This window comes from Citrobacter sp. Igbk 14 (genome assembly GCF_028069825.1).
GTDB lineage: Bacteria > Pseudomonadota > Gammaproteobacteria > Enterobacterales > Enterobacteriaceae > Citrobacter.
Window position 1 is genome coordinate 1 of record NZ_JANEWM010000003.1, and the last position, 18,705, is coordinate 18,705.

Below are 18,705 nucleotides of genomic sequence, written 5' to 3' on the forward strand. Positions count from 1 at the left end.
TTTGCCTGGCGGCTGTAGCGCGGTGGTCCCACCTGACCCCATGCCGAACTCAGAAGTGAAACGCCGTAGCGCCGATGGTAGTGTGGGGTCTCCCCATGCGAGAGTAGGGAACTGCCAGGCATCAAATAAAAGCGAAAGGCTCAGTCGAAAGACTGGGCCTTTTGTTTTATCTGTTGTTTGTCGGTGAGCGCTCTCCTGAGCAGGGCAAATCCGCCGGGAGCGGATTTGAACGTTGCGCAGCAACGGCCCGGAGAGTGGCGGGCAGGACGCCCGCCATAAACTGCCAGGCATCAAATAAGTGAAGAAGCCCATCCTGACGGACGGGCTTTTTTGCGTCTGCGTGTTTTTCCGGAAACAGGCGGATGCGCCGGACTGAATGTATGTTGTAGGCCTGATAAGCGCAGCGCATCAGGCACTCCCGGCGGGGCGGCATTTCGCCGGATGCGGCGTCCCGCCTTATCCGATCTACAACTGTAAAAACCTGCCCTGTTATCCGTATCCCACCTTCAGTAGTGGGTACGGTCATCCTTTTAAGTTGTTGAATCTAACAGTTTTGTATCGATGTAGGATTTACGCAGTGAGATGGGGGGTTGAGAGGGGTTGTGATTGCTTTAGAAAGATCAGAGGCTATAAAAGCAAAAACCCAGCCATAGGCTGGGTTCTTTAAATAGTGGTGCCCGGACTCGGAATCGAACCAAGGACACGGGGATTTTCAATCCCCTGCTCTACCGACTGAGCTATCCGGGCAACGGGGCGCATTAAACCGTATTCACGCATGCCAGTCAATCAAATTTCAGGAAAAGCTGCTCAACCGCTTAATATTACGGCAATCTGTGTGTTTTTGCCTGAAGTTTGCACAAATTATCCCTGATAATCCAGGTGTAAGGAGGCACAACCATGGTGACATGTATTGCGTGCTAAATACGGTGGTTTTTGCTGATTCCAGCTGCGTGGGTGCATGGTAAGACAAGGTGAATAACAGAACATTTCGCACCACCGTGAAGATGGTGCGGTTTTAGCCGTGCGCCGGAAAGGAATGCTCGTTTAGGTGAGTGCGCCACCCTGACGACACTGAGCAAAACGCAGGATATCTTCGGCCAGACGATGTGCTGTTTCTACATCAGCATGGCTGCGATTAACCAGCATGCGACTCAGGCAGCCCTCCAGCACCAGTTCCATCTGTTTGGCGACCATGGCCGGGTCATCAACTTCCAGTGTCGTCAGCAGCTCATGTGTGAAGTCATGTGCAGCTTTTTTCTGCTGATCAGCTAACTGATGGACAGGATGGCCAGGATCGGGATAAAACGTGCAGGCAGCGATGAACAGGCAACCGGGATAGCGATTATTACTCACGCATTCGGACAGTGCGTTATAGCGTGCCAGTAGTTTCTGCTCAGCACTCAGCGTGTCATCCAGCAAAAGCTGACGCCGCCAGATATCCACCCGTTGGCTGAGGTAACGCAAGGCATCGTATAGAATGGCCTCTTTATCAGGCCAGAAGCGTTGCAGTTCATCAAGTGGATAATCGACATGCTCAGCCACCATTTCCAGTGTGGTATTGGCTATCCCTTGAACCTCAAGTAATTTCAGGGCTTCTCCCAGGACATCTTCACGTTGCACGGTATTCTCCTCCGTATTTCCTTTTGCAAGTGTCGCTCACGGTTGGCGATCACGCAAATGCGCACTAAAGGTCGATGCATCCATAAAGCCCGTTACCCGTGCTTGCGGATGCTCTTTACCCTGGGCATCAAAGAACAGAATTGTCGGCAGCCCTAATACCTGTAAATGTTTAAGAAGTGCGACATCTTGTGCATTGTTTGCGGTGACATCCGCCTGCAACAGCACCGTATCGCCCAGCGCGTGTTGCACCTGTGGGCTACTGAAGGTGTACTTCTCGAACTCTTTACAAGCAACACACCAGTCAGCATACAAATCCAACATGACAGGCTTGCCTCTGGCTCGCTCCAGTGCCTGATTTAACTCGTCCACCGATGTCACTGGGGTGAAGTTCAGGTGCGTCTGGGTTTGGGCATGCGACGCACCAAATGCCCAATCCTGCAATGGTCGTACGCTTACCAGCGCCGCAGCTAGCAGGACAATTTGCACGATACGCATCCAGCCTTGTTTTGCCTGCAGACTGGTGATGAACGCCCAGGCAAAGAATGCCACGCCAAGCAGTGACCACAGGCGAATGCCCCACTCATCGCCGATAATCCGCTCGAGTAAAAAGACGGGAAGCGCAAGGATGACGAAACCAAAAGCAGTCTTGACCTGTTCCATCCATGGGCCACTTTTTGGCAGTAGGCGGTTACCAAATACGGTAATCAGCATCAGGGGTAATCCCATCCCCAGTGCGTACAGATACAGCGTACCGCCTCCCAGCCACATATTCCCGCTCTGTGCGATATACAGCAAAATCGCGCTCAGTGGTGCCGTGGTGCAAGGGGAACAGATCAGTCCAGCAATCGCTCCCATTGTAAATACGCTGCCCGGAGAACCGCCTTGCTGGCGATTACTCATCAATGTCAGACGTGTTTGCAGTGAGGAAGGGAGTTGTAATGTGAACAAGCCGAACATCGACAAGGCCAGCAGCGTAAAGACAATGGCAAGCCCAATCAGTACATAGGGATGCTGTAGCGCGGCCTGGAACTGTAGCCCGGCAGCCGCAACAACCAGACCCAGAGCAGTGTAGGTGAGCGCCATTCCCTGTACGTAGATGAAGGTCAGCAGCAGCGCACGCCCGGTTGATAAGCGTTGTTTACCACCGAGTACGATCCCGGAAATCAGTGGATACATCGGCAGTACACAAGGGGTAAAGGCAATGCCAATCCCGATCAGCAATGCCCACAGTGCGGAAAAGGGGAGTTGGGCGGCTGGTTGTGATTGTTCTTCCGGGGCGACTGTAACAGGCGTTGGTGCAGGCGTCGCATCTGTACGAGCCATGACTTCGCTGAGTGGAACGGTTTTGGTTTCCGGCGGATAGCAAAATCCGGCATCGGCACAGCCCTGGTAAGTGACGGTCAGCGTTGCTCCAGATGCGGCCTGATTGATCGTTACCGGAACGTTCAACTGCTTACGGTAAATTTCGCTTTTGCCGTAAAACTCATCTTCATGCCAGACGCCTGGCGGCAGCTTTACCTCGGCAATATCGGCCTGTGATGGCGTAATGCTTATCTGTTTGCGGTACAGGTAGTAGCCGTCTTTTACCTGCCATGAGAGGTTCAGATCATGTTGGTTTTGCTGAAAATCAAAAATAAATGCCCGGTCAGCAGGAACAAACTGCGAGCGGCCAGGCGAATCGAATAATCTGGCAAAAGTGGATGTGCTGCATAGCAGCAGGATCAGCGTAAGGATGCGTTGAGCCATGAGCGGTAATCAAAGTCTCCGTGAGTGACGGGTAAAACCAGAAGTTCAGGGGTTTGATACGGATGATGAGACTTCAGGCAATCGAGAAGTGCTTGCTGGTGCGTGACGGTGGTTTTTAAAATCATCTGGACTTCATATTCCTGCTCCAGCTTACCCTCCCAATAATAGAGAGACGTTGCACCGGGCAGCAGAGTCACGCAGGCGGCCAGTTTTTCTGCCAGTACTTTGGCTGCCAGATCCTGGGCCGTTGCTTCATCCGGGGCGGTACAAAGCACCACAACGGTATCGGGGATGGAAATATCCTGACTCTTTACATCAAGCATAAACACCTCGAAATAACAGAGTAACCAGCAAGAGAACGGTAACTATACAACGGACAAGGGAAGGATGTTAGTTAAAGCGAGGGGGGGAGGAACTGCGGGATGCATAAGCACCCCGCAGGTAAAACTTACAGCATGAAGCTACCCAGCAAGAAGCCGAAGCAGACAGCCAGAACCACACCCAGCGTACCTGGGATGAAGAACGGATGGTTAAAGACGAATTTACCGATACGGGTAGTACCGGTGTCATCCATCTGAACCGCCGCAACCAGAGTTGGGTAGGTAGGCAGAATGAACAGGCCAGAAACCGCAGCGAAAGACGCTACAGCGGTCAGTGGAGAAACGTTCAGTGCCAGAGCCATCGGCATCAGTGCTTTAGCCGTTGCAGCCTGAGAATACAGCAGTGCAGAAGCAAAGAAGAAGATGACGGCCAGCAGCCACGGATGACCCTGAATTACGCTACCTGCAGTATCTTTGATCCAGTCAATGTTGTGAGATACGAAGGTATCACCCAGCCATGCAACACCCAGGATACAAATACAGGCACTCATACCTGCTTTGAAGGTGCTGGAGTTCAGGATGGAGTCAGTTTCAACGCGGCAGATGATTGTCGTCAGCGTCGCGATGCTCAGCATAATGATCAGAATGGCGTTGGTGGTGTTCATCAGCGGCTTAGCAACCAGACCGAGGCTTGGGCTGTTGACGATGGCGTAAACGACGACACAAACTACGCCCAGCAGGAACAACCATACGGAGGTTTTCGCACCGGCTTTGATTTCAACTTGTCTTTCACCGCGCAGCTCAACCAAACCTTCTTCCAGACGCTTACGATAAATCGGATCGTCAGACAGTTTAGAGTTGAACAGCATGGTGACCAGGAAGGACATCACCAGCACAGCCAGCAGGGTGGACGGAATGACCACTGACAGCAGGTGAATGTAGCTGATACCATGACCTTCCATTACGGAAGACATGTAAACCACGGCCGCAGAGATAGGTGATGCGGTAATCGCAATCTGTGCAGAAACCACGGCAGTAGAGAGCGGACGGCAAGGTTTGATCCCTTGCTCCTTCGCGACTTCAGCGATAACTGGCAGCGTTGCCAGAGAGATGTTGCCGGTACCCGCGAAGATGGTCAGGAAATAGGTCACGATCGGTGCAAGGATTGTGATGTATTTCGGGTTCTTACGCAGCAGTTTTTCAGTTTGGTGGACCAGATAGTCCAGACCACCTGCAATCTGCATGGCAGAGATAGCAGCGATAACCGCCATGATAATGGAAATAACATCGAACGGAATATTACCCGGTTTTACGCCAATAGCGGCGAGAACCAGAACACCCAGCCCACCTGCAAATCCAATACCGATACCCCCAAGTCTGGCACCTAAAAAGATTGCCAGCAAAACGATGATAAGTTCTAAAACTATCATATTAGCCTTCCTTGTTGTTTAACAAGTTGATATTAAATTGTTGTTTTTAAGTAACTTCGTGCAAGAAAAAAGGCACGTCATCATGACGTGCCCTCTCTGGTACTACCCTACACGATTACTGTTCGCTTTCATCAGTATAACGTTTTGCTTTATAAGCCGGGTGCATCAGGTTCTGTGCAGAGAAGATATCGTCCAGTTCTGCTTCGGTCAACAGACCGCGCTCCAGGACAACTTCACGCACGCTCTTACCGGTTTCGGCACAAATTTTACCGACGATGTCGCCGTTGTGGTGACCGATGAACGGGTTGAGGTAGGTGACGATACCGATGGAGTTATAAACGAATGCTTCACACACTTCTTTGTTAGCAGTGATGCCGCTAACGCATTTTTCCAGCAGGTTGTAGCAAGCGTTGCTCAGAATGTGGATAGATTCGAACATTGCCTGGCCGATAACCGGTTCCATTACGTTCAGCTGCAGCTGGCCTGCTTCAGATGCCATGGTAACAGTAACGTCGTTACCGATGACTTTGAAGCAAACCTGGTTTACAACTTCTGGAACAACCGGGTTCACTTTTGCTGGCATGATAGAAGAACCCGCCTGCAGTTCCGGCAGGTTGATCTCATTCAGGCCGGCACGTGGACCAGAGGAGAGCAAACGCAGGTCGTTACAGATTTTGGACATTTTCACAGCCAGACGTTTCAGTGCACCATGCACCATAACGTATGCGCCGCAGTCGGAGGTTGCTTCAATCAGGTCTTCTGCCGGAACGCAGGCGAAACCGGTCACTTCAGCCAGTTTTTGCACTGCCAGCGGAGAGTACTCTTTCGGTGTGTTCAGACCCGTACCGATTGCAGTTGCGCCGAGGTTAACTTCCAGCAGCAGCTCAGCGGTACGTCCAATGTTTTTCACTTCTTCTTTCAACAGTACGCTGAAAGCACGGAATTCCTGACCGAGGGTCATCGGTACAGCATCCTGCAACTGGGTACGACCCATTTTCAGGATGTCCTGGAATTCAACAGCTTTTTGCTCGAAGCCTTCACGCAGCTGGTTAAGAGCATCAATCAGTTTGATGATGGATGCGTAAACAGCGATACGGAAACCGGTCGGGTAAGCGTCGTTGGTAGACTGACATTTGTTGACGTGGTCGTTCGGGTTCAGGTACTGATATTCACCTTTCTGGTGACCCATCAGTTCCAGACCGATATTGGCCAGCACTTCGTTGGTGTTCATGTTGACGGAGGTACCCGCACCACCCTGGTAAACATCTACCGGGAACTGATCCATGCATTTTCCGTTATTCAGGACTTCATCACACGCCGCGATGATGGCATTTGCCACGCTCTTAGGAATAGTTTGCAGCTCTTTGTTGGCCAGTGCCGCTGCCTTTTTAACCATTACCATGCCGCGAACAAATTCAGGAATGTCACTGATTTTGTTGTTGCTAATGTAGAAGTTTTCAATCGCTCTCAGAGTGTGAACACCATAGTAAGCGTCCGCTGGAACTTCCCTGGTACCCAACAAGTCTTCTTCGATACGAATGTTGTTTAACATGTGAACCTTCTTTTTCAAGCTGCCAATGATTTGACTAAACACACAGGATATATGTGATTTCGATTGTTTCTCGACCGACGATTATCCCCTGCATCGGTCTGATACCCGAGATCATATGCTGGTTCAGGATTTCTACCGTAATCTGGATCACTTAAAACGTGGAATTTACCCCTTATTTATTATTCTGTGAAATAGATCACCCCTTTAGGATTAACACCAAATATTAGTGTACAAGTAGCTTGAAATTTTGCTAATCACCACAATATTAGAGTGATGCAAGTCACACAATTTTCGAACAGTTGTTGGTGAAAACGACTGTTTTCAACAGGAGAGCCCTTTGCGCTGGATACCATTACTTGCCATTTTTCTCTATGTTTACATAGAGATATCTATTTTTATCCAGGTCGCCCATGTGCTGGGTGTCCTGATGACCCTGATTTTGGTTATTTTTACCTCGGTTATCGGTATGTCTCTGGTTCGTAACCAAGGATTTAAGAACTTTTTACTGATGCAACAGAAAATGGCAGCAGGTGAAAGTCCGGCTGCAGAAATGATCAAGAGCGTGTCGCTGATTATCGCCGGCTTACTGTTGGTGTTGCCTGGTTTCTTCACCGATTTCCTCGGTCTTCTTCTTTTATTACCACCAGTGCAGAAACATTTGACCATGAAGTTACTGCCGCATTTGCGTTTTTCGCGTATGCCAGGTGGTGGATTTAGTGCCGGAACTGGCGGTGGTGATACCTTTGACGGTGAATTTCAGCGCAAAGATGACAAGCGCGACAGCATCGAACATAAAGACGATCGTCGGGATTAAGCATCAGTATGTAGGCCGGATAAGCGTTAGCGCCATCCGGCAAAAGTATTTATAGGCCGGATGATGGCGTCAACGTTGCCTTATCCGGCCTGCGGGGTAAAAACAGCCACAGTCCTGCCAGCATAATCAACGCATACAGACTCTTCCAGCCGACCATCGCCAGCAGCAGTAGGCACAGTAGCCCCCCCACTATCGCCAGTACGCGATAGTGCCCTTTTAGCAATCGACACCCTGCCAGCATGCACAGCAGATAAATCATAATAAAGATGCCGTTAGCGTAGACGATTAACGCGTCGAGATTGATTTGCAGCATATAGATGCACAAGGTACTGATGACGCAGCAACCCAATACCGCGTTTAGCGCATTACCCGGAAGATGGCGAGGGGACAGGCGAGCCAGATAGCTCTCCGGTTTATATTGTGCTTGCGACCACACCAGACGGGCGAAACTTTGGATATAAATGTTCAGGCTGGCAAAGCAGGCCAGATAACCAATGATGCAGGCAACCCACAGGGCCTGAACGCCAAACAGTTGGACGACGATTTCAGGCAGCGATGCCGCCGCCGCCATCTGTTCGCCGTAGGCATCAAAATGTAATACAACGACGGTACATGCCCAGTACACGGAACCGGCCAGGAGTAGGCCAATCATCAGGGCGCGCGGGAAATCCCGTTCCGGATTTTTGAATTCAGAGGCCAGGTGTGCGAACGCCTCAAGGCCAACAAAGCACCAGAACATCACCGACAGCGCGGCAAAAAGTCCGGGAAACTCAATCTTGTCGATGGCAGGAAAGGGGATCTCACTCGGTTTCAACTCGCCAGCCCACCAGATGGCGACAATCAGCGCTACGATCAGTCCGGCAATCACCGTTTGCAGGTTAGCGCTGGAGCTGGCACCCCGCGAACCGATGTACCAGACCAATACCAGCGTGCCAAGTTCAGCCAACAGAAGCTGCCAACCATGCCAGCCAAACATTGCCTGGCCAAATCCTGCGGCGATGTGCAATGCCGCAGGTAACCCCACTGGAATTACCGATAAAAAAAGCCATCCGGTAACGCGCTCAAGCCGTGAGCCAAAGGCCATGCCGACAAAATGCGCCACACCGCCTGCGCTGGGAAAATGGCGACCGAGTACGGCGAAGACAATCGCCACAGGAAAGACTAAAACGATCAGCACCGGCCATGCCCACAGGCTGTTGTTGCCAGCAACCAGCGCAGCCAGTGCGGGGACGGCGAAAACGCCTGTACCTAACAATGATGTCGACAACAGGCCAACGCCTTGAGCCAGTCCCAGCTCTTGTTTTAGTCCGCTCATAAGTTGTTATCCGGTTATGCCCATGTACCGGGCTACAGCGCAGATTTTCGATGGTATCACAATAGGATTTGCTTATGACGACGTGGCTGAAATCGTTATGAAATGTGAGGCGTGTCGGTGTTTTGACGGGATTTTCTGCTGATAAAAATTTTTTTTCGCTTGCCCCCTTGAAGGCACAAAAGCCCATCCCCATCTCTCTGGTCACTAGCCGGGATACCGTTTACGGGCCGGCGTCACCCATAACTGATAAAGACTTTCTCAAAGGAGAGCTATCAATGAGTATTCGTCCGTTACATGATCGTGTGATCGTCAAACGTAAAGAAGTTGAATCCAAATCTGCTGGTGGCATCGTACTGACCGGTTCCGCAGCAGGTAAATCAACTCGTGGCGAAATCATCGCTGTCGGTAAGGGTCGCATCCTGGACAACGGTTCTGTACAGCCGCTGGACGTGAAAGTCGGCGATATCGTCATTTTCAACGATGGCTACGGTGTTAAATCTGAGAAGATCGACAATGAAGAAGTGTTGATCATGTCTGAAAGCGACATCCTGGCAATTGTTGAAGCCTAATCCGCGAACGACACTGAACATACGAATTTAAGGGAAAGAGAAAATGGCAGCTAAAGACGTAAAATTCGGTAACGACGCTCGTGTGAAAATGCTGCGCGGCGTAAATGTACTGGCAGATGCAGTGAAAGTTACCCTCGGTCCAAAAGGCCGTAACGTAGTTCTGGATAAATCTTTCGGTGCACCGACCATCACTAAAGATGGTGTTTCTGTTGCACGTGAAATCGAGCTGGAAGACAAGTTCGAAAACATGGGCGCGCAGATGGTGAAAGAAGTTGCCTCTAAAGCGAACGACGCTGCAGGCGACGGTACCACCACCGCAACCGTTCTGGCCCAGTCTATCATTACTGAAGGCCTGAAAGCTGTTGCCGCGGGTATGAACCCGATGGATCTGAAACGTGGTATCGACAAAGCTGTCGCTGCTGCAGTTGAAGAACTGAAAGCACTGTCCGTACCGTGCTCCGACTCTAAAGCTATTGCTCAGGTTGGTACCATCTCCGCTAACTCCGACGAAACCGTAGGTAAACTGATCGCTGAAGCGATGGACAAAGTCGGTAAAGAAGGCGTGATCACCGTTGAAGACGGTACCGGTCTGCAGGACGAACTGGACGTGGTTGAAGGTATGCAGTTTGACCGCGGCTATCTGTCTCCTTACTTCATCAACAAGCCGGAAACTGGCGCAGTAGAACTGGAAACGCCGTTCATCCTGCTGGCTGACAAGAAAATCTCCAACATCCGCGAAATGCTGCCGGTTCTGGAAGCCGTTGCTAAAGCAGGCAAGCCGCTGCTGATCATCGCTGAAGATGTTGAAGGCGAAGCGCTGGCTACTCTGGTAGTTAACACCATGCGTGGCATCGTTAAAGTGGCTGCAGTTAAAGCACCTGGCTTCGGCGACCGTCGCAAAGCAATGCTGCAGGATATCGCAACCCTGACTGGCGGTACCGTTATCTCTGAAGAGATCGGTATGGAGCTGGAAAAAGCGACCCTGGAAGATCTGGGTCAGGCGAAACGTGTTGTTATCAACAAAGACACCACCACCATCATCGATGGCGTGGGTGAAGAAGCGGCAATCCAGGGTCGTGTGACTCAGATTCGTCAGCAGATCGAAGAAGCAACTTCTGATTACGACCGTGAAAAACTGCAGGAGCGCGTAGCGAAACTGGCTGGCGGTGTTGCTGTGATCAAAGTCGGTGCTGCAACCGAAGTTGAAATGAAAGAGAAGAAAGCTCGCGTTGAAGATGCCCTGCACGCGACCCGTGCTGCGGTAGAAGAAGGCGTGGTTGCTGGTGGTGGTGTAGCGCTGATCCGCGTAGCATCCAAAATTGCTGGCCTGAAAGGTCAGAACGAAGACCAGAACGTGGGTATCAAAGTTGCGCTGCGCGCAATGGAATCTCCGCTGCGTCAAATCGTTCTGAACTGCGGCGAAGAGCCGTCTGTTGTTGCTAACACCGTGAAAGCGGGCGACGGTAACTACGGTTACAACGCTGCAACTGAAGAATACGGCAACATGATCGATATGGGTATTCTGGATCCGACCAAAGTAACCCGTTCTGCTCTGCAGTACGCGGCTTCTGTTGCGGGCCTGATGATCACCACCGAGTGCATGGTTACCGACCTGCCGAAAGGCGATGCGCCTGACTTAGGTGCTGCCGGTATGGGCGGTATGGGTGGAATGGGCGGCATGATGTAATTTAATCTTCATACTTCAAGCCGCGGGTTCGTTGGCTGCGTTTGTTCACCCCAGTCACTTACTCATGTAAGCTCCTGGGGATTCATGAACTTGCCGCCTGCCTGCAACTTGAATTATTTGATTAAATACATATCTCGCGAAAAATGAGAAACCCTCGGGCAGAAATGTCCGGGGGTTTTTCTTTTGGTCATCTTTTTAGTATATGATTCAGCTACGGACATAAGGTCCAACTAATTGATTATGGGGAATGACATGCACGTGAAATATTTAGCAGGGATCGTTGGTGCCGCGCTACTGATGGCGGGTTGTAGCTCCAGCAATGAACTGAGTTCAGCCGGACAAAGCGTTCGCTTTGTTGAAGATAAGCCTGGTGCTGAGTGTCAACTGCTCGGCACTGCGACCGGTAAACAGAGCAACTGGCTTTCTGGCCAGCATGGCGAAGAAGGTGGCTCTATGCGTGGCGCGGCGAACGATCTGCGTAACCAGGCCGCTGCAATGGGCGGTAACGTGATTTATGGCGTCAGCAGCCCATCTCAGGGAATGCTCTCCAGTTTTGTCCCGACCGCCAGCGAGATGAATGGCCAGGTTTATAAGTGCCCTAACTGATAGATGCTGTTGATGCCGGCTGGCGAGGCTGACATGTCTTATCCGGCCTACAGGTATCAGTAAACGTAGGCCTGATAAGCACAGCACGGAGTGTCCCTGAACAGGGCACTCACAGGGGTTACTGCTAGGGGTTACTGCTGTCGTAATTGCAAATCCAACGGCGTTTTACTTGGCTCACCGCCAATTTCGCGCGCCAGTTTTGGGACCATATAGCCTGAAATAAGCGTCAGCAGCTCTCGCATGATTTTACGCGCTTCATCGTCACTCACCATAAAGTGAGCGGCTCCCTGCACTTTATCCAAAACATGCAGGTAATAGGGCATCACGCCCGCATCAAACAATGCATTGCTCAGGTTTGCCAGCGTTTGTGCGTTGTCGTTCACGCCACGCAGCAGGACGCTTTGGTTAAGCAATGTGACCCCCACTTTACGTAAGCTGGCCATCGCCTGACGAAATGTCTCATCAATTTCGTTCGCGTGATTAATGTGATTCACCAGCAGAATTTGCAGAGAAGATCGTGCAAAACGATCGACTAATCCTTCAGTAATGCGAGCCGGGATCACAATGGGCAAGCGGCTGTGAATTCGCAGACGCTTAATGTGTGAAATGGCCTCCAGTTGCGTGAGTAACCAGTCAAGCTCGTGGTCCTTAGCCATGAGGGGATCGCCACCGGAGAAAATAATCTCATCCAGCTCAGGGTGCGCGGCGATGTAATCTAACGCCACCTGCCAGTTGCGTTTATTCCCCTGGTTCTCGGCATACGGGAAGTGGCGACGGAAGCAATAGCGGCAGTTTACCGCACATCCGCCTTTTACCAGCAACAACGCCCGGTTGCGATATTTATGCAGCAATCCAGGAACGACGCTGTGCTGCTCTTCCAGTGGATCGGTAGAGAATCCGGGGGCGGCAACGAATTCATCTTGCGAGGTAAGCACCTGACGCAGTAGCGGATCGTTGGGGTTGCCTTTCTCCATGCGTGCGATAAACGATCGCGGCACGCGAAGGGCAAAAAGACGTTTTGCCTCACGACCAGCGAGCAAATTTTCATCAGCGTCTATATTCAAAAGACGTAATAGTTCATCCGGATCGGTGAGAACATCGGCAAGTTGTACTAACCAATCTTCTCTGGATGGGGTGTTTAGGGTTACAATATGCGCCATTTTGTGGCTTAGCTACCAGTTAACAATTTCAGAGGGCCTTATGGCGACTTACTATAGCAACGATTTTCGTGCCGGTCTTAAAATCATGATGGATGGCGAACCTTATGCGGTTGAAGCCAGTGAATTCGTTAAGCCGGGTAAAGGCCAGGCATTTGCACGCGTTAAGCTGCGCCGCCTGCTGACCGGTACTCGTGTAGAGAAAACCTTCAAATCCACCGACTCCGCTGAAGGCGCAGACGTTGTAGATATGAACCTGACTTACCTGTACAACGACGGTGAATTCTACCATTTCATGAACAACTCCACTTTCGAACAGCTTGCTGCTGACGCGAAAGCGGTAGGTGATAGCGCTAAATGGCTGCTGGATCAGGCTGAGTGCATCGTGACCCTGTGGAACGGTCAGCCTATCTCCGTGACCCCGCCGAACTTCGTTGAGCTGGAAATCATTGAAACTGACCCAGGTCTGAAAGGTGACACTGCAGGTACTGGTGGTAAACCAGCGACGCTGTCCACCGGTGCTGTGGTTAAAGTTCCGCTGTTCGTACAGATCGGCGAAGTCATCAAAGTGGATACCCGCTCTGGTGAATACGTATCCCGCGTGAAGTAATATTCTTCATCTTTCAGGCTGCATCAGGCGGCCTGAATGATTTTGCGTATTTTTAAGATGTTGGTGCAGGTTGCTGCGCCATACTTTTCCAGGGCAGGAATGATGAAACGTCTTCTCGGTCTTGTAATGCTTATCCTTTTCACCAGCACCCTCCTGGCGGGCTGTAATACGGCGCGCGGTTTTGGTGAAGATATCAAACATCTTGGTAATTCAATTTCTCACGCTGCCAGCTAGTCCCCTCATATTGTCTTAAAAACGGTCGTTTATCCGTCACCCCCCCGGATCTTGTCTATTATTAAGTAGCTATACACAAACAATATTGGCTAGAAAAGGAAGACGTTATGGTTAAGAAGACAATTGCTGCGATCTTTTCTGTGTTGGTACTTTCTTCCGTATTAACGGCGTGTAATACGACGCGAGGCGTAGGTCAGGATATTTCTGAGGGCGGTAGCGCCATTTCTGGCGCAGCGACAAAGGCTCAGCAATAACTATGAACGGTACGACGCACAGTCGTACCGTTAATTCATCTTCTCAGGTAGAGAGAGAAACGGTGAAAATCGGTTCCCCAGGTGTAGCTTCATACGGATATTTCGCTTATAGGTGTACACCGTCTTACCATGAATGCAGAGCGTGGCGGCTATTGCATTGTTATCAACGCCATCCATCCACAACGACAGTACCTTCTCTTCCTGTGGTGTAAGCAGCGGTGTGGCATTTTTAGGTGTATCTAATACGGGGCGGATCTGTAGCGCATTTTGGATCGTGCGCGAAAGATCATGCAACGTGATGTGTTTGGACAATGTCGAGTGAACGGCAGAGTGAGGGGGATCGATTGGGTTATGCGATCGGTCGCCTGATTGTAGTAAAATCAGCGGGATGGCGCCACAGCTCATAAAAAAGGGTGCGATAGGGGGGCTGGAGTGAATATCGCTGAGAAAACTACATAAATCTGCGATTACCAGATGTGGCTTCCACTGCAAAATATGCTCTTTAGCCAACATCAGATTATTAATCCCTGACACCAGAAATGAAGAGTTGAACATACCAGAATGATTAAGCAAGGCCTCTATCCCTGTGCGGGTGAAGTGGCACCGGTCAATCACTAAAATTTTAAGCATAAACCTATCGCATTCAGAAGAGGATCAAACGGCTTCCTGAGTTCAGAAAGCTCCCCATCATAGAGAAGTCCAATGTGAGCCAAATGCGGGAACTACGCCTCTAATTGGGCTTAATTCTTGCTTTAAGTAAGCAATGAATAAAAAGGTTGAAATTCATTTTCTCCCGGGCAAAAATGCCATTTCATACATCCGCTTTGCGGGACGACCTGCAAACGCATCTTTCACCCGGGGACGGCCCCATAGTGTTCTGGAGCCTGTTATGTCCTGGATCGTTTTACTTATCGCGGGCCTGCTTGAAGTTGTCTGGGCGATTGGTTTGAAATATACCCACGGTTTTACCCGTTTAACGCCAAGTATTATCACCATTGTGGCGATGATCGTCAGTATCGCTATGCTTTCCTGGGCGATGAGAACGCTGCCAGTTGGTACAGCTTATGCCGTCTGGACCGGGATTGGCGCGGTAGGGGCAGCCATTACCGGCATTCTGCTACTGGGTGAATCAGCCAGCCCGGCGCGTCTGCTCAGCCTGGGGTTGATTGTTGCCGGCATTATTGGCCTGAAGCTCAGCACCCACTAAGCGCCTGGCTGTTTTACCCAAATCAACTTGTTCACTTCAAACCCTTCCCGGGTCGCGACTGCCAGCATCTGCTGTTTCATCTCATCTGAAATCGTTGGGGTGCGAGAGAGGATCCACAGATAGTCGCGATCCGGGCCACAGACCAGCGCATGGCGATACTCCCGGTCGAGTGCAATCACGTTATACCCGCCATAGAAGGGACCGAAGAACGAGACCTTAAGAGCAGCCCGTCCAGGATCGCCGGTGAAATAGGCTTTGCCTTCCGTTTTTTGCCACATGCCTCGGTCCGGGTTGTAGCCTTTGTTGATGACGTTGATCCCACCGTCATCGCGCAAGCTATAGGTTGCAGTAACTTTATCCAACCCACGTTCAAAGCGGTGGTCGAACCGCGCGATCTCATACCAGGTGCCAAGATAACGTTTGGCATCAAAGTTGTTTACAACAGTAACGCCTTTGGGCGGCGTAGGTGAACTGCAAGCCACTACCAGAAATGCAGCCGTGACTGCAGCAACGACAGGCAGAATGCGCATGGGATATTCCTTGCTGTATTTTTGTTAAGTGTAGATGACAGCAGGAAAAGACGTGGAAGAAAGGAGGCCCGACGGATCGGACCTCAACGCCGGTTACTGCAGTTTTTCAAGGATGCGCCAGGCCGCGTCGACGCGAGCAGGATTCGGGTAGCTTTTATTGGCCAGCATCACGATGCCCAGATTTTTCTCCGGAATAAAAGCTACATAACTACCAAATCCGCCAGTCGAACCTGTTTTATGTACCCAGGAGGTTTTTACTGCGGGGGCTGGTGGGGTTACCTCAACGGCCGGAAGCGCCGCCAGAGCGATTTTACTGTCGCTGCCGTTGATAATCGTCTCTGCTTTTACTGGCCAGTTCAGCATTTCCCAGCCTAAGCCCTGGTACATCTCACCAATGCGCCAGTAACGTGACTGTGCGAGCCGGATGCCCTGCTGCAGGGTTTTCTCCGGTACGTGGCTGGCGTCCATATTGGCCTGAACCCAGCGTGCCATATCCATAATGCTGGATTTCACACCATACGCTTCGGCATCAAGCTGGCCCGGCGAAACATGTACGGGCTTACCATCGCGATAGCCCCAGGCATAATCCCGTTGCTCGTTCTGTGGAACGGTAATCCAGGTGTGTGCGAGTTTTAATGGCTGCAGGACGCGTCTGGTCATCGCCTCTTCGTAGCTCATTCCTGAGGGTTTCACCGCCAGTGCGCCAAACAGACCAATGCTGGAGTTAGCATAGAGACGTTTAGCGCCTGGGGCCCACTGAGGTTGCCAGTTTTGATAAAAGTGCATCAATGCGGTTTTATCCGTCACCTCGTCGGGGACCTGAAGCGGCAGGCCACCAGCCGTGTATGTGGCTAAGTGCAGCAGACGAATGCCCTGCCATTGTTTGCCTGTGAGTTCCGGCCAGTACTGGGTGACCGGATCGCTGAGTTTGATTTCGCCGCGGGCGATCGCATCGCCACCCAGCACGCCATTGAAGGTCTTACTGACTGAACCTAGCTCAAACAGCGTATTCTGTGTGACCGGGCGATTATTGGCGATATCAGCTTTACCCCAGGTAAAATAATACGGTTTTCCCTGGTAGATAACGGCCACGGCCATACCCGGAATGGCCTGTTCTTTCATCAGCGGTGTGATGGTGCGGTTAACGATATCGGCAATGTGTTGTTCTGTGTTCGAGGCGGCAAACGTTGAGAAAGAAGCGGCCATCAGCAGCATGCAGCATAACGATTTTTTCATCATGAAATCATTTCCGTAATAAAAAGCGAAAGGGTGTCCGGGCCCATCAGACGCGACAAGTTTGTTTGATTTGCACTGTGTTGACAAACGGTTAAATTTAGCAGCAGATATAAGTTTTTCTAACAGGCAAGATGATGACGCGTAGCTATATCCCACTTAATTCTCTGCGGGCTTTTGAAGCGGCCGCCAGGCATCTCAGCTTTACCCGCGCAGCAATTGAGCTGAATGTAACGCATTCTGCTATCAGCCAGCATGTGAAAGCGTTGGAGCAACAGCTGAATTGTCAGCTCTTTATCCGCGTTTCACGGGGACTGATGCTCACGACAGAAGGTGAAAGTCTGTTACCTGTACTTAATGATTCCTTCGATCGTATGGCGGCGATGTTAGACCGTTTTGCCGGTAACCAGGCTCAGGAAAAACTGAAAATTGGTGTGGTGGGCACTTTTGCGGTGGGGTGCCTTTTCCCACTTCTACACGATTTTAAACGGGGTTATCCGCATATCGATTTACAGCTTTCCACGCATAATAACCGTGTTGATCCTGCCGCCGAAGGCCTGGATTATACCATTCGCTATGGCGGTGGAGCCTGGCACGATACCGATGCGCAATATTTATGTAGCGCGCTGATGTCTCCACTTTGTTCACCCGATCTGGCCTTTCAGATTCAGACGCCTGCAGATATCCTGAAATTTCCGCTATTACGATCGTATCGTCGTGATGAATGGGCGCTGTGGATGCAGGCGGCCGGAGAGGCTCCCCCTTCACCAACGCACAATGTGATCGTGTTTGACTCGTCCGTCACGATGCTTGAAGCGGCGCAGGCAGGGCTGGGGGTGGCGATTGCTCCCGTCAGAATGTTCACGCATTTGCTGAACAGTGAGCGTATCGTACAACTGTTTTTAACGCAGATTGATTTGGGAAGTTACTGGATTACGCGATTGCAATCCCGTCCGGAGACGCCTGCGATGCGTGATTTTTCCCGCTGGTTGACCGGCGTTGTGCACAAATAAAAAGGCCCGCCAGTGGCGGGCCTAATAGGTAGCAACTGCGATTAGATAGTCAGAATGCCAATCGCTGTTACAACGGTCAGGATTGCAGCCAGGCCGTAGAATACCCATTTGCCAGCAGGCACGTGGATTTTCAGGTCATGCATAGCGTGGTGCATACGGTGTAAACCACACCACAGCGGCAGAACGATCATCAGGAACAGAAATGCGCGTCCGATGAAGCTCTGGGCAAATGCCATAATGCGCTCATAGCTCAGCGCATCGCCCGGGAACAGACCCAGCGGCAGCATAATACCAACCAGCAGAACCACTACCGGCGCAATGATTGCGCCCCACATACCACCTGCACCAAACAGACCCCAGAATACAGGTTCGTCAGAGCGTTTTGGATTTGGATTAATCATCCCGGACTCCTTACCAGTACAGGGCTACATACAGTATGACTACGGTCACAACCGCAGTAACTACCCAGAGACCTTTGATGATCGGCTCTGGCCCCATTTTTTCGTCTTTTACGATGATGTTGGCGGCTTTCGGCGCCAGTTCAAACCAGGTTTTGGTATGCAGCAGCGCTGCAGCCAGAACAACCAGATTGAGGATGACCACCACCGGGTTTTGCAAAAAGCCGACAAAGCCTATCCAGGACTCAGCACCATGCTTCAGAGCAAACAGGCCGAAAATCAGTTCAATACTGAACCAGACTGCCGGAACTGCCGTGCCTTCGCGCAGCATGTAAAAGCGATAAAATGGCAGCTTTTTCCACCAGGTGGACGTCATCGGCCGCACATAGGGTTTGCGTTTAGTCGTCATC

Annotated in this window: 21 protein-coding genes, 1 tRNA gene and 1 rRNA gene; 10 read left to right on the forward strand and 13 right to left on the reverse strand. The window is 51.0% G+C overall.

The genetic code is table 11. The features are described 5' to 3' along the window. Nucleotides 1-4: 4 nt before the first annotated feature. Nucleotides 5-120, forward strand: a 5S ribosomal RNA gene (gene rrf / locus NNN64_RS01690). Between the two features lie 551 nt (nucleotides 121-671). On the opposite strand, the gene NNN64_RS01695 is transcribed toward rrf, so the two are convergent. The 6 genes from NNN64_RS01695 to aspA all read right to left on the reverse strand — a co-directional run bounded on the left by NNN64_RS01695 (nucleotide 672) and on the right by aspA (nucleotide 6,668). Next, a tRNA-Phe gene (locus tag NNN64_RS01695) sits at nucleotides 672-747 on the reverse strand. Between the two features lie 297 nt (nucleotides 748-1,044). After that, nucleotides 1,045-1,620: a transcriptional regulator gene (locus NNN64_RS01700; RefSeq protein WP_271440259.1), complete on the reverse strand. Its 576-nt coding sequence runs from the start codon at nucleotides 1,618-1,620 to the stop codon at nucleotides 1,045-1,047. A 36-nt stretch (nucleotides 1,621-1,656) separates the two neighbouring features. Continuing rightward, on the reverse strand, nucleotides 1,657-3,366 hold the full coding sequence (locus tag NNN64_RS01705; protein WP_271440260.1) for a protein-disulfide reductase DsbD: 1,710 nt from the start codon (nucleotides 3,364-3,366) through the stop codon (nucleotides 1,657-1,659). Continuing rightward, nucleotides 3,342-3,689, reverse strand: coding sequence for a divalent cation tolerance protein CutA (gene cutA / locus NNN64_RS01710; RefSeq protein WP_003025447.1), 348 nt, complete (start codon nucleotides 3,687-3,689; stop codon nucleotides 3,342-3,344). The genes NNN64_RS01705 and cutA overlap by 25 nt, the downstream gene beginning before the upstream one ends. Before the next feature lie 125 nt (nucleotides 3,690-3,814). Further along, entirely contained in the window at nucleotides 3,815-5,116 is a 1,302-nt protein-coding gene (gene dcuA / locus NNN64_RS01715) for an anaerobic C4-dicarboxylate transporter DcuA (protein ID WP_181509695.1), read from the reverse strand. A gap of 115 nt (nucleotides 5,117-5,231) precedes the next feature. Then, nucleotides 5,232-6,668: an aspartate ammonia-lyase gene (gene aspA / locus NNN64_RS01720; protein ID WP_048212919.1), complete on the reverse strand. Its 1,437-nt coding sequence runs from the start codon at nucleotides 6,666-6,668 to the stop codon at nucleotides 5,232-5,234. Nucleotides 6,669-7,005: 337 nt separating this feature from the next. On the opposite strand from aspA, the gene NNN64_RS01725 reads away from it, so the two are divergent. Next, nucleotides 7,006-7,482, forward strand: coding sequence for an FxsA family protein (locus tag NNN64_RS01725; RefSeq protein ID WP_271440261.1), 477 nt, complete (start codon nucleotides 7,006-7,008; stop codon nucleotides 7,480-7,482). A 49-nt stretch (nucleotides 7,483-7,531) separates the two neighbouring features. On the opposite strand, the gene yjeH is transcribed toward NNN64_RS01725, so the two are convergent. Beyond that, nucleotides 7,532-8,797 (reverse strand): L-methionine/branched-chain amino acid transporter, encoded by a 1,266-nt coding sequence (gene yjeH / locus NNN64_RS01730; RefSeq protein ID WP_271440262.1) that lies wholly within the window; start codon nucleotides 8,795-8,797, stop codon nucleotides 7,532-7,534. A 275-nt stretch (nucleotides 8,798-9,072) separates the two neighbouring features. Here yjeH and NNN64_RS01735 point away from each other — a divergent pair, with 275 nt between their 5' ends. The 3 genes from NNN64_RS01735 to NNN64_RS01745 all read left to right on the forward strand — a co-directional run bounded on the left by NNN64_RS01735 (nucleotide 9,073) and on the right by NNN64_RS01745 (nucleotide 11,659). Further along, on the forward strand, nucleotides 9,073-9,366 hold the full coding sequence (locus NNN64_RS01735) for a co-chaperone GroES (RefSeq protein WP_005120976.1): 294 nt from the start codon (nucleotides 9,073-9,075) through the stop codon (nucleotides 9,364-9,366). Between the two features lie 43 nt (nucleotides 9,367-9,409). Beyond that, nucleotides 9,410-11,053: a chaperonin GroEL gene (gene groL, locus NNN64_RS01740; protein ID WP_137384020.1), complete on the forward strand. Its 1,644-nt coding sequence runs from the start codon at nucleotides 9,410-9,412 to the stop codon at nucleotides 11,051-11,053. Nucleotides 11,054-11,305: 252 nt separating this feature from the next. Further along, on the forward strand, nucleotides 11,306-11,659 hold the full coding sequence (locus NNN64_RS01745) for a DUF4156 domain-containing protein (protein WP_137384019.1): 354 nt from the start codon (nucleotides 11,306-11,308) through the stop codon (nucleotides 11,657-11,659). Between the two features lie 131 nt (nucleotides 11,660-11,790). Here NNN64_RS01745 and epmB read toward each other — a convergent pair whose 3' ends face one another. After that, nucleotides 11,791-12,819: an EF-P beta-lysylation protein EpmB gene (epmB, locus tag NNN64_RS01750; RefSeq protein WP_040232942.1), complete on the reverse strand. Its 1,029-nt coding sequence runs from the start codon at nucleotides 12,817-12,819 to the stop codon at nucleotides 11,791-11,793. Between the two features lie 40 nt (nucleotides 12,820-12,859). Between epmB and efp the strand changes: the two genes are divergently transcribed. From efp to ecnB, 3 genes are all read left to right on the forward strand, one after another. Beyond that, nucleotides 12,860-13,426, forward strand: a complete 567-nt coding sequence (efp, locus tag NNN64_RS01755) for an elongation factor P (protein WP_005120972.1) — start codon at nucleotides 12,860-12,862, stop codon at nucleotides 13,424-13,426. 99 nt (nucleotides 13,427-13,525) lie between these two features. After that, nucleotides 13,526-13,660 (forward strand): lipoprotein antitoxin entericidin A, encoded by a 135-nt coding sequence (gene ecnA, locus NNN64_RS01760; protein WP_040232999.1) that lies wholly within the window; start codon nucleotides 13,526-13,528, stop codon nucleotides 13,658-13,660. Between the two features lie 107 nt (nucleotides 13,661-13,767). Then, complete coding sequence (gene ecnB / locus NNN64_RS01765) at nucleotides 13,768-13,914, forward strand: lipoprotein toxin entericidin B (RefSeq protein WP_003025482.1); 147 nt, start codon at nucleotides 13,768-13,770, stop codon at nucleotides 13,912-13,914. A gap of 30 nt (nucleotides 13,915-13,944) precedes the next feature. Here ecnB and NNN64_RS01770 read toward each other — a convergent pair whose 3' ends face one another. Further along, nucleotides 13,945-14,544 (reverse strand): LuxR C-terminal-related transcriptional regulator, encoded by a 600-nt coding sequence (locus NNN64_RS01770; protein ID WP_271440263.1) that lies wholly within the window; start codon nucleotides 14,542-14,544, stop codon nucleotides 13,945-13,947. Between the two features lie 259 nt (nucleotides 14,545-14,803). Here NNN64_RS01770 and sugE point away from each other — a divergent pair, with 259 nt between their 5' ends. Beyond that, nucleotides 14,804-15,121, forward strand: coding sequence for a quaternary ammonium compound efflux SMR transporter SugE (gene sugE, locus NNN64_RS01775; RefSeq protein WP_016151397.1), 318 nt, complete (start codon nucleotides 14,804-14,806; stop codon nucleotides 15,119-15,121). Here the strand turns inward: sugE and NNN64_RS01780 are convergent. Both NNN64_RS01780 and blaCMY read right to left on the reverse strand, forming a co-directional pair. Next, nucleotides 15,118-15,651 carry a lipocalin family protein gene (locus NNN64_RS01780; RefSeq protein WP_202039898.1) on the reverse strand — a complete coding sequence of 178 codons (534 nt, stop codon included), beginning with the start codon at nucleotides 15,649-15,651 and terminating at the stop codon, nucleotides 15,118-15,120. The two genes, sugE and NNN64_RS01780, sit on opposite strands and share 4 nt — an antisense overlap. 93 nt (nucleotides 15,652-15,744) lie before the next feature. Then, entirely contained in the window at nucleotides 15,745-16,890 is a 1,146-nt protein-coding gene (gene blaCMY, locus NNN64_RS01785; protein ID WP_271440264.1) for a CMY-2 family class C beta-lactamase, read from the reverse strand. A 131-nt stretch (nucleotides 16,891-17,021) separates the two neighbouring features. Between blaCMY and ampR the strand changes: the two genes are divergently transcribed. Then, nucleotides 17,022-17,897 (forward strand): LysR family transcriptional regulator AmpR, encoded by an 876-nt coding sequence (gene ampR, locus NNN64_RS01790; RefSeq protein ID WP_271440265.1) that lies wholly within the window; start codon nucleotides 17,022-17,024, stop codon nucleotides 17,895-17,897. A 41-nt stretch (nucleotides 17,898-17,938) separates the two neighbouring features. Here ampR and frdD read toward each other — a convergent pair whose 3' ends face one another. Both frdD and frdC read right to left on the reverse strand, forming a co-directional pair. Next, the gene (frdD, locus tag NNN64_RS01795; RefSeq protein ID WP_048212909.1) at nucleotides 17,939-18,298 is read right to left on the reverse strand and encodes a fumarate reductase subunit FrdD; all 360 of its coding nucleotides are present in this window, start codon (nucleotides 18,296-18,298) and stop codon (nucleotides 17,939-17,941) included. 10 nt (nucleotides 18,299-18,308) lie between these two features. Continuing rightward, on the reverse strand, nucleotides 18,309-18,704 hold the full coding sequence (frdC, locus tag NNN64_RS01800; RefSeq protein WP_271440339.1) for a fumarate reductase subunit FrdC: 396 nt from the start codon (nucleotides 18,702-18,704) through the stop codon (nucleotides 18,309-18,311). Nucleotide 18,705: the final 1 nt, after the last annotated feature.

Excerpts from the sequence above, each read along its gene's own strand:
- NNN64_RS01705 (WP_271440260.1), bottom strand. The coding sequence starts at position 3,366 with ATGGCTCAACGCATCCTTACGCTGATCCTGCTGCTATGCAGCACATCC.
- cutA (WP_003025447.1), bottom strand. The coding sequence starts at position 3,689 with ATGCTTGATGTAAAGAGTCAGGATATTTCCATCCCCGATACCGTTGTG.
- dcuA (WP_181509695.1), bottom strand. The coding sequence starts at position 5,116 with ATGATAGTTTTAGAACTTATCATCGTTTTGCTGGCAATCTTTTTAGGT.
- aspA (WP_048212919.1), bottom strand. The coding sequence starts at position 6,668 with ATGTTAAACAACATTCGTATCGAAGAAGACTTGTTGGGTACCAGGGAA.
- yjeH (WP_271440262.1), bottom strand. The coding sequence starts at position 8,797 with ATGAGCGGACTAAAACAAGAGCTGGGACTGGCTCAAGGCGTTGGCCTG.
- NNN64_RS01735 (WP_005120976.1), top strand. The coding sequence starts at position 9,073 with ATGAGTATTCGTCCGTTACATGATCGTGTGATCGTCAAACGTAAAGAA.
- groL (WP_137384020.1), top strand. The coding sequence starts at position 9,410 with ATGGCAGCTAAAGACGTAAAATTCGGTAACGACGCTCGTGTGAAAATG.
- NNN64_RS01745 (WP_137384019.1), top strand. The coding sequence starts at position 11,306 with ATGCACGTGAAATATTTAGCAGGGATCGTTGGTGCCGCGCTACTGATG.
- epmB (WP_040232942.1), bottom strand. The coding sequence starts at position 12,819 with ATGGCGCATATTGTAACCCTAAACACCCCATCCAGAGAAGATTGGTTA.
- efp (WP_005120972.1), top strand. The coding sequence starts at position 12,860 with ATGGCGACTTACTATAGCAACGATTTTCGTGCCGGTCTTAAAATCATG.
- ecnA (WP_040232999.1), top strand. The coding sequence starts at position 13,526 with ATGATGAAACGTCTTCTCGGTCTTGTAATGCTTATCCTTTTCACCAGC.
- ecnB (WP_003025482.1), top strand. The coding sequence starts at position 13,768 with ATGGTTAAGAAGACAATTGCTGCGATCTTTTCTGTGTTGGTACTTTCT.
- NNN64_RS01770 (WP_271440263.1), bottom strand. The coding sequence starts at position 14,544 with ATGCTTAAAATTTTAGTGATTGACCGGTGCCACTTCACCCGCACAGGG.
- sugE (WP_016151397.1), top strand. The coding sequence starts at position 14,804 with ATGTCCTGGATCGTTTTACTTATCGCGGGCCTGCTTGAAGTTGTCTGG.
- NNN64_RS01780 (WP_202039898.1), bottom strand. The coding sequence starts at position 15,651 with ATGCGCATTCTGCCTGTCGTTGCTGCAGTCACGGCTGCATTTCTGGTA.
- blaCMY (WP_271440264.1), bottom strand. The coding sequence starts at position 16,890 with ATGATGAAAAAATCGTTATGCTGCATGCTGCTGATGGCCGCTTCTTTC.
- ampR (WP_271440265.1), top strand. The coding sequence starts at position 17,022 with ATGACGCGTAGCTATATCCCACTTAATTCTCTGCGGGCTTTTGAAGCG.
- frdD (WP_048212909.1), bottom strand. The coding sequence starts at position 18,298 with ATGATTAATCCAAATCCAAAACGCTCTGACGAACCTGTATTCTGGGGT.
- frdC (WP_271440339.1), bottom strand. The coding sequence starts at position 18,704 with ATGACGACTAAACGCAAACCCTATGTGCGGCCGATGACGTCCACCTGG.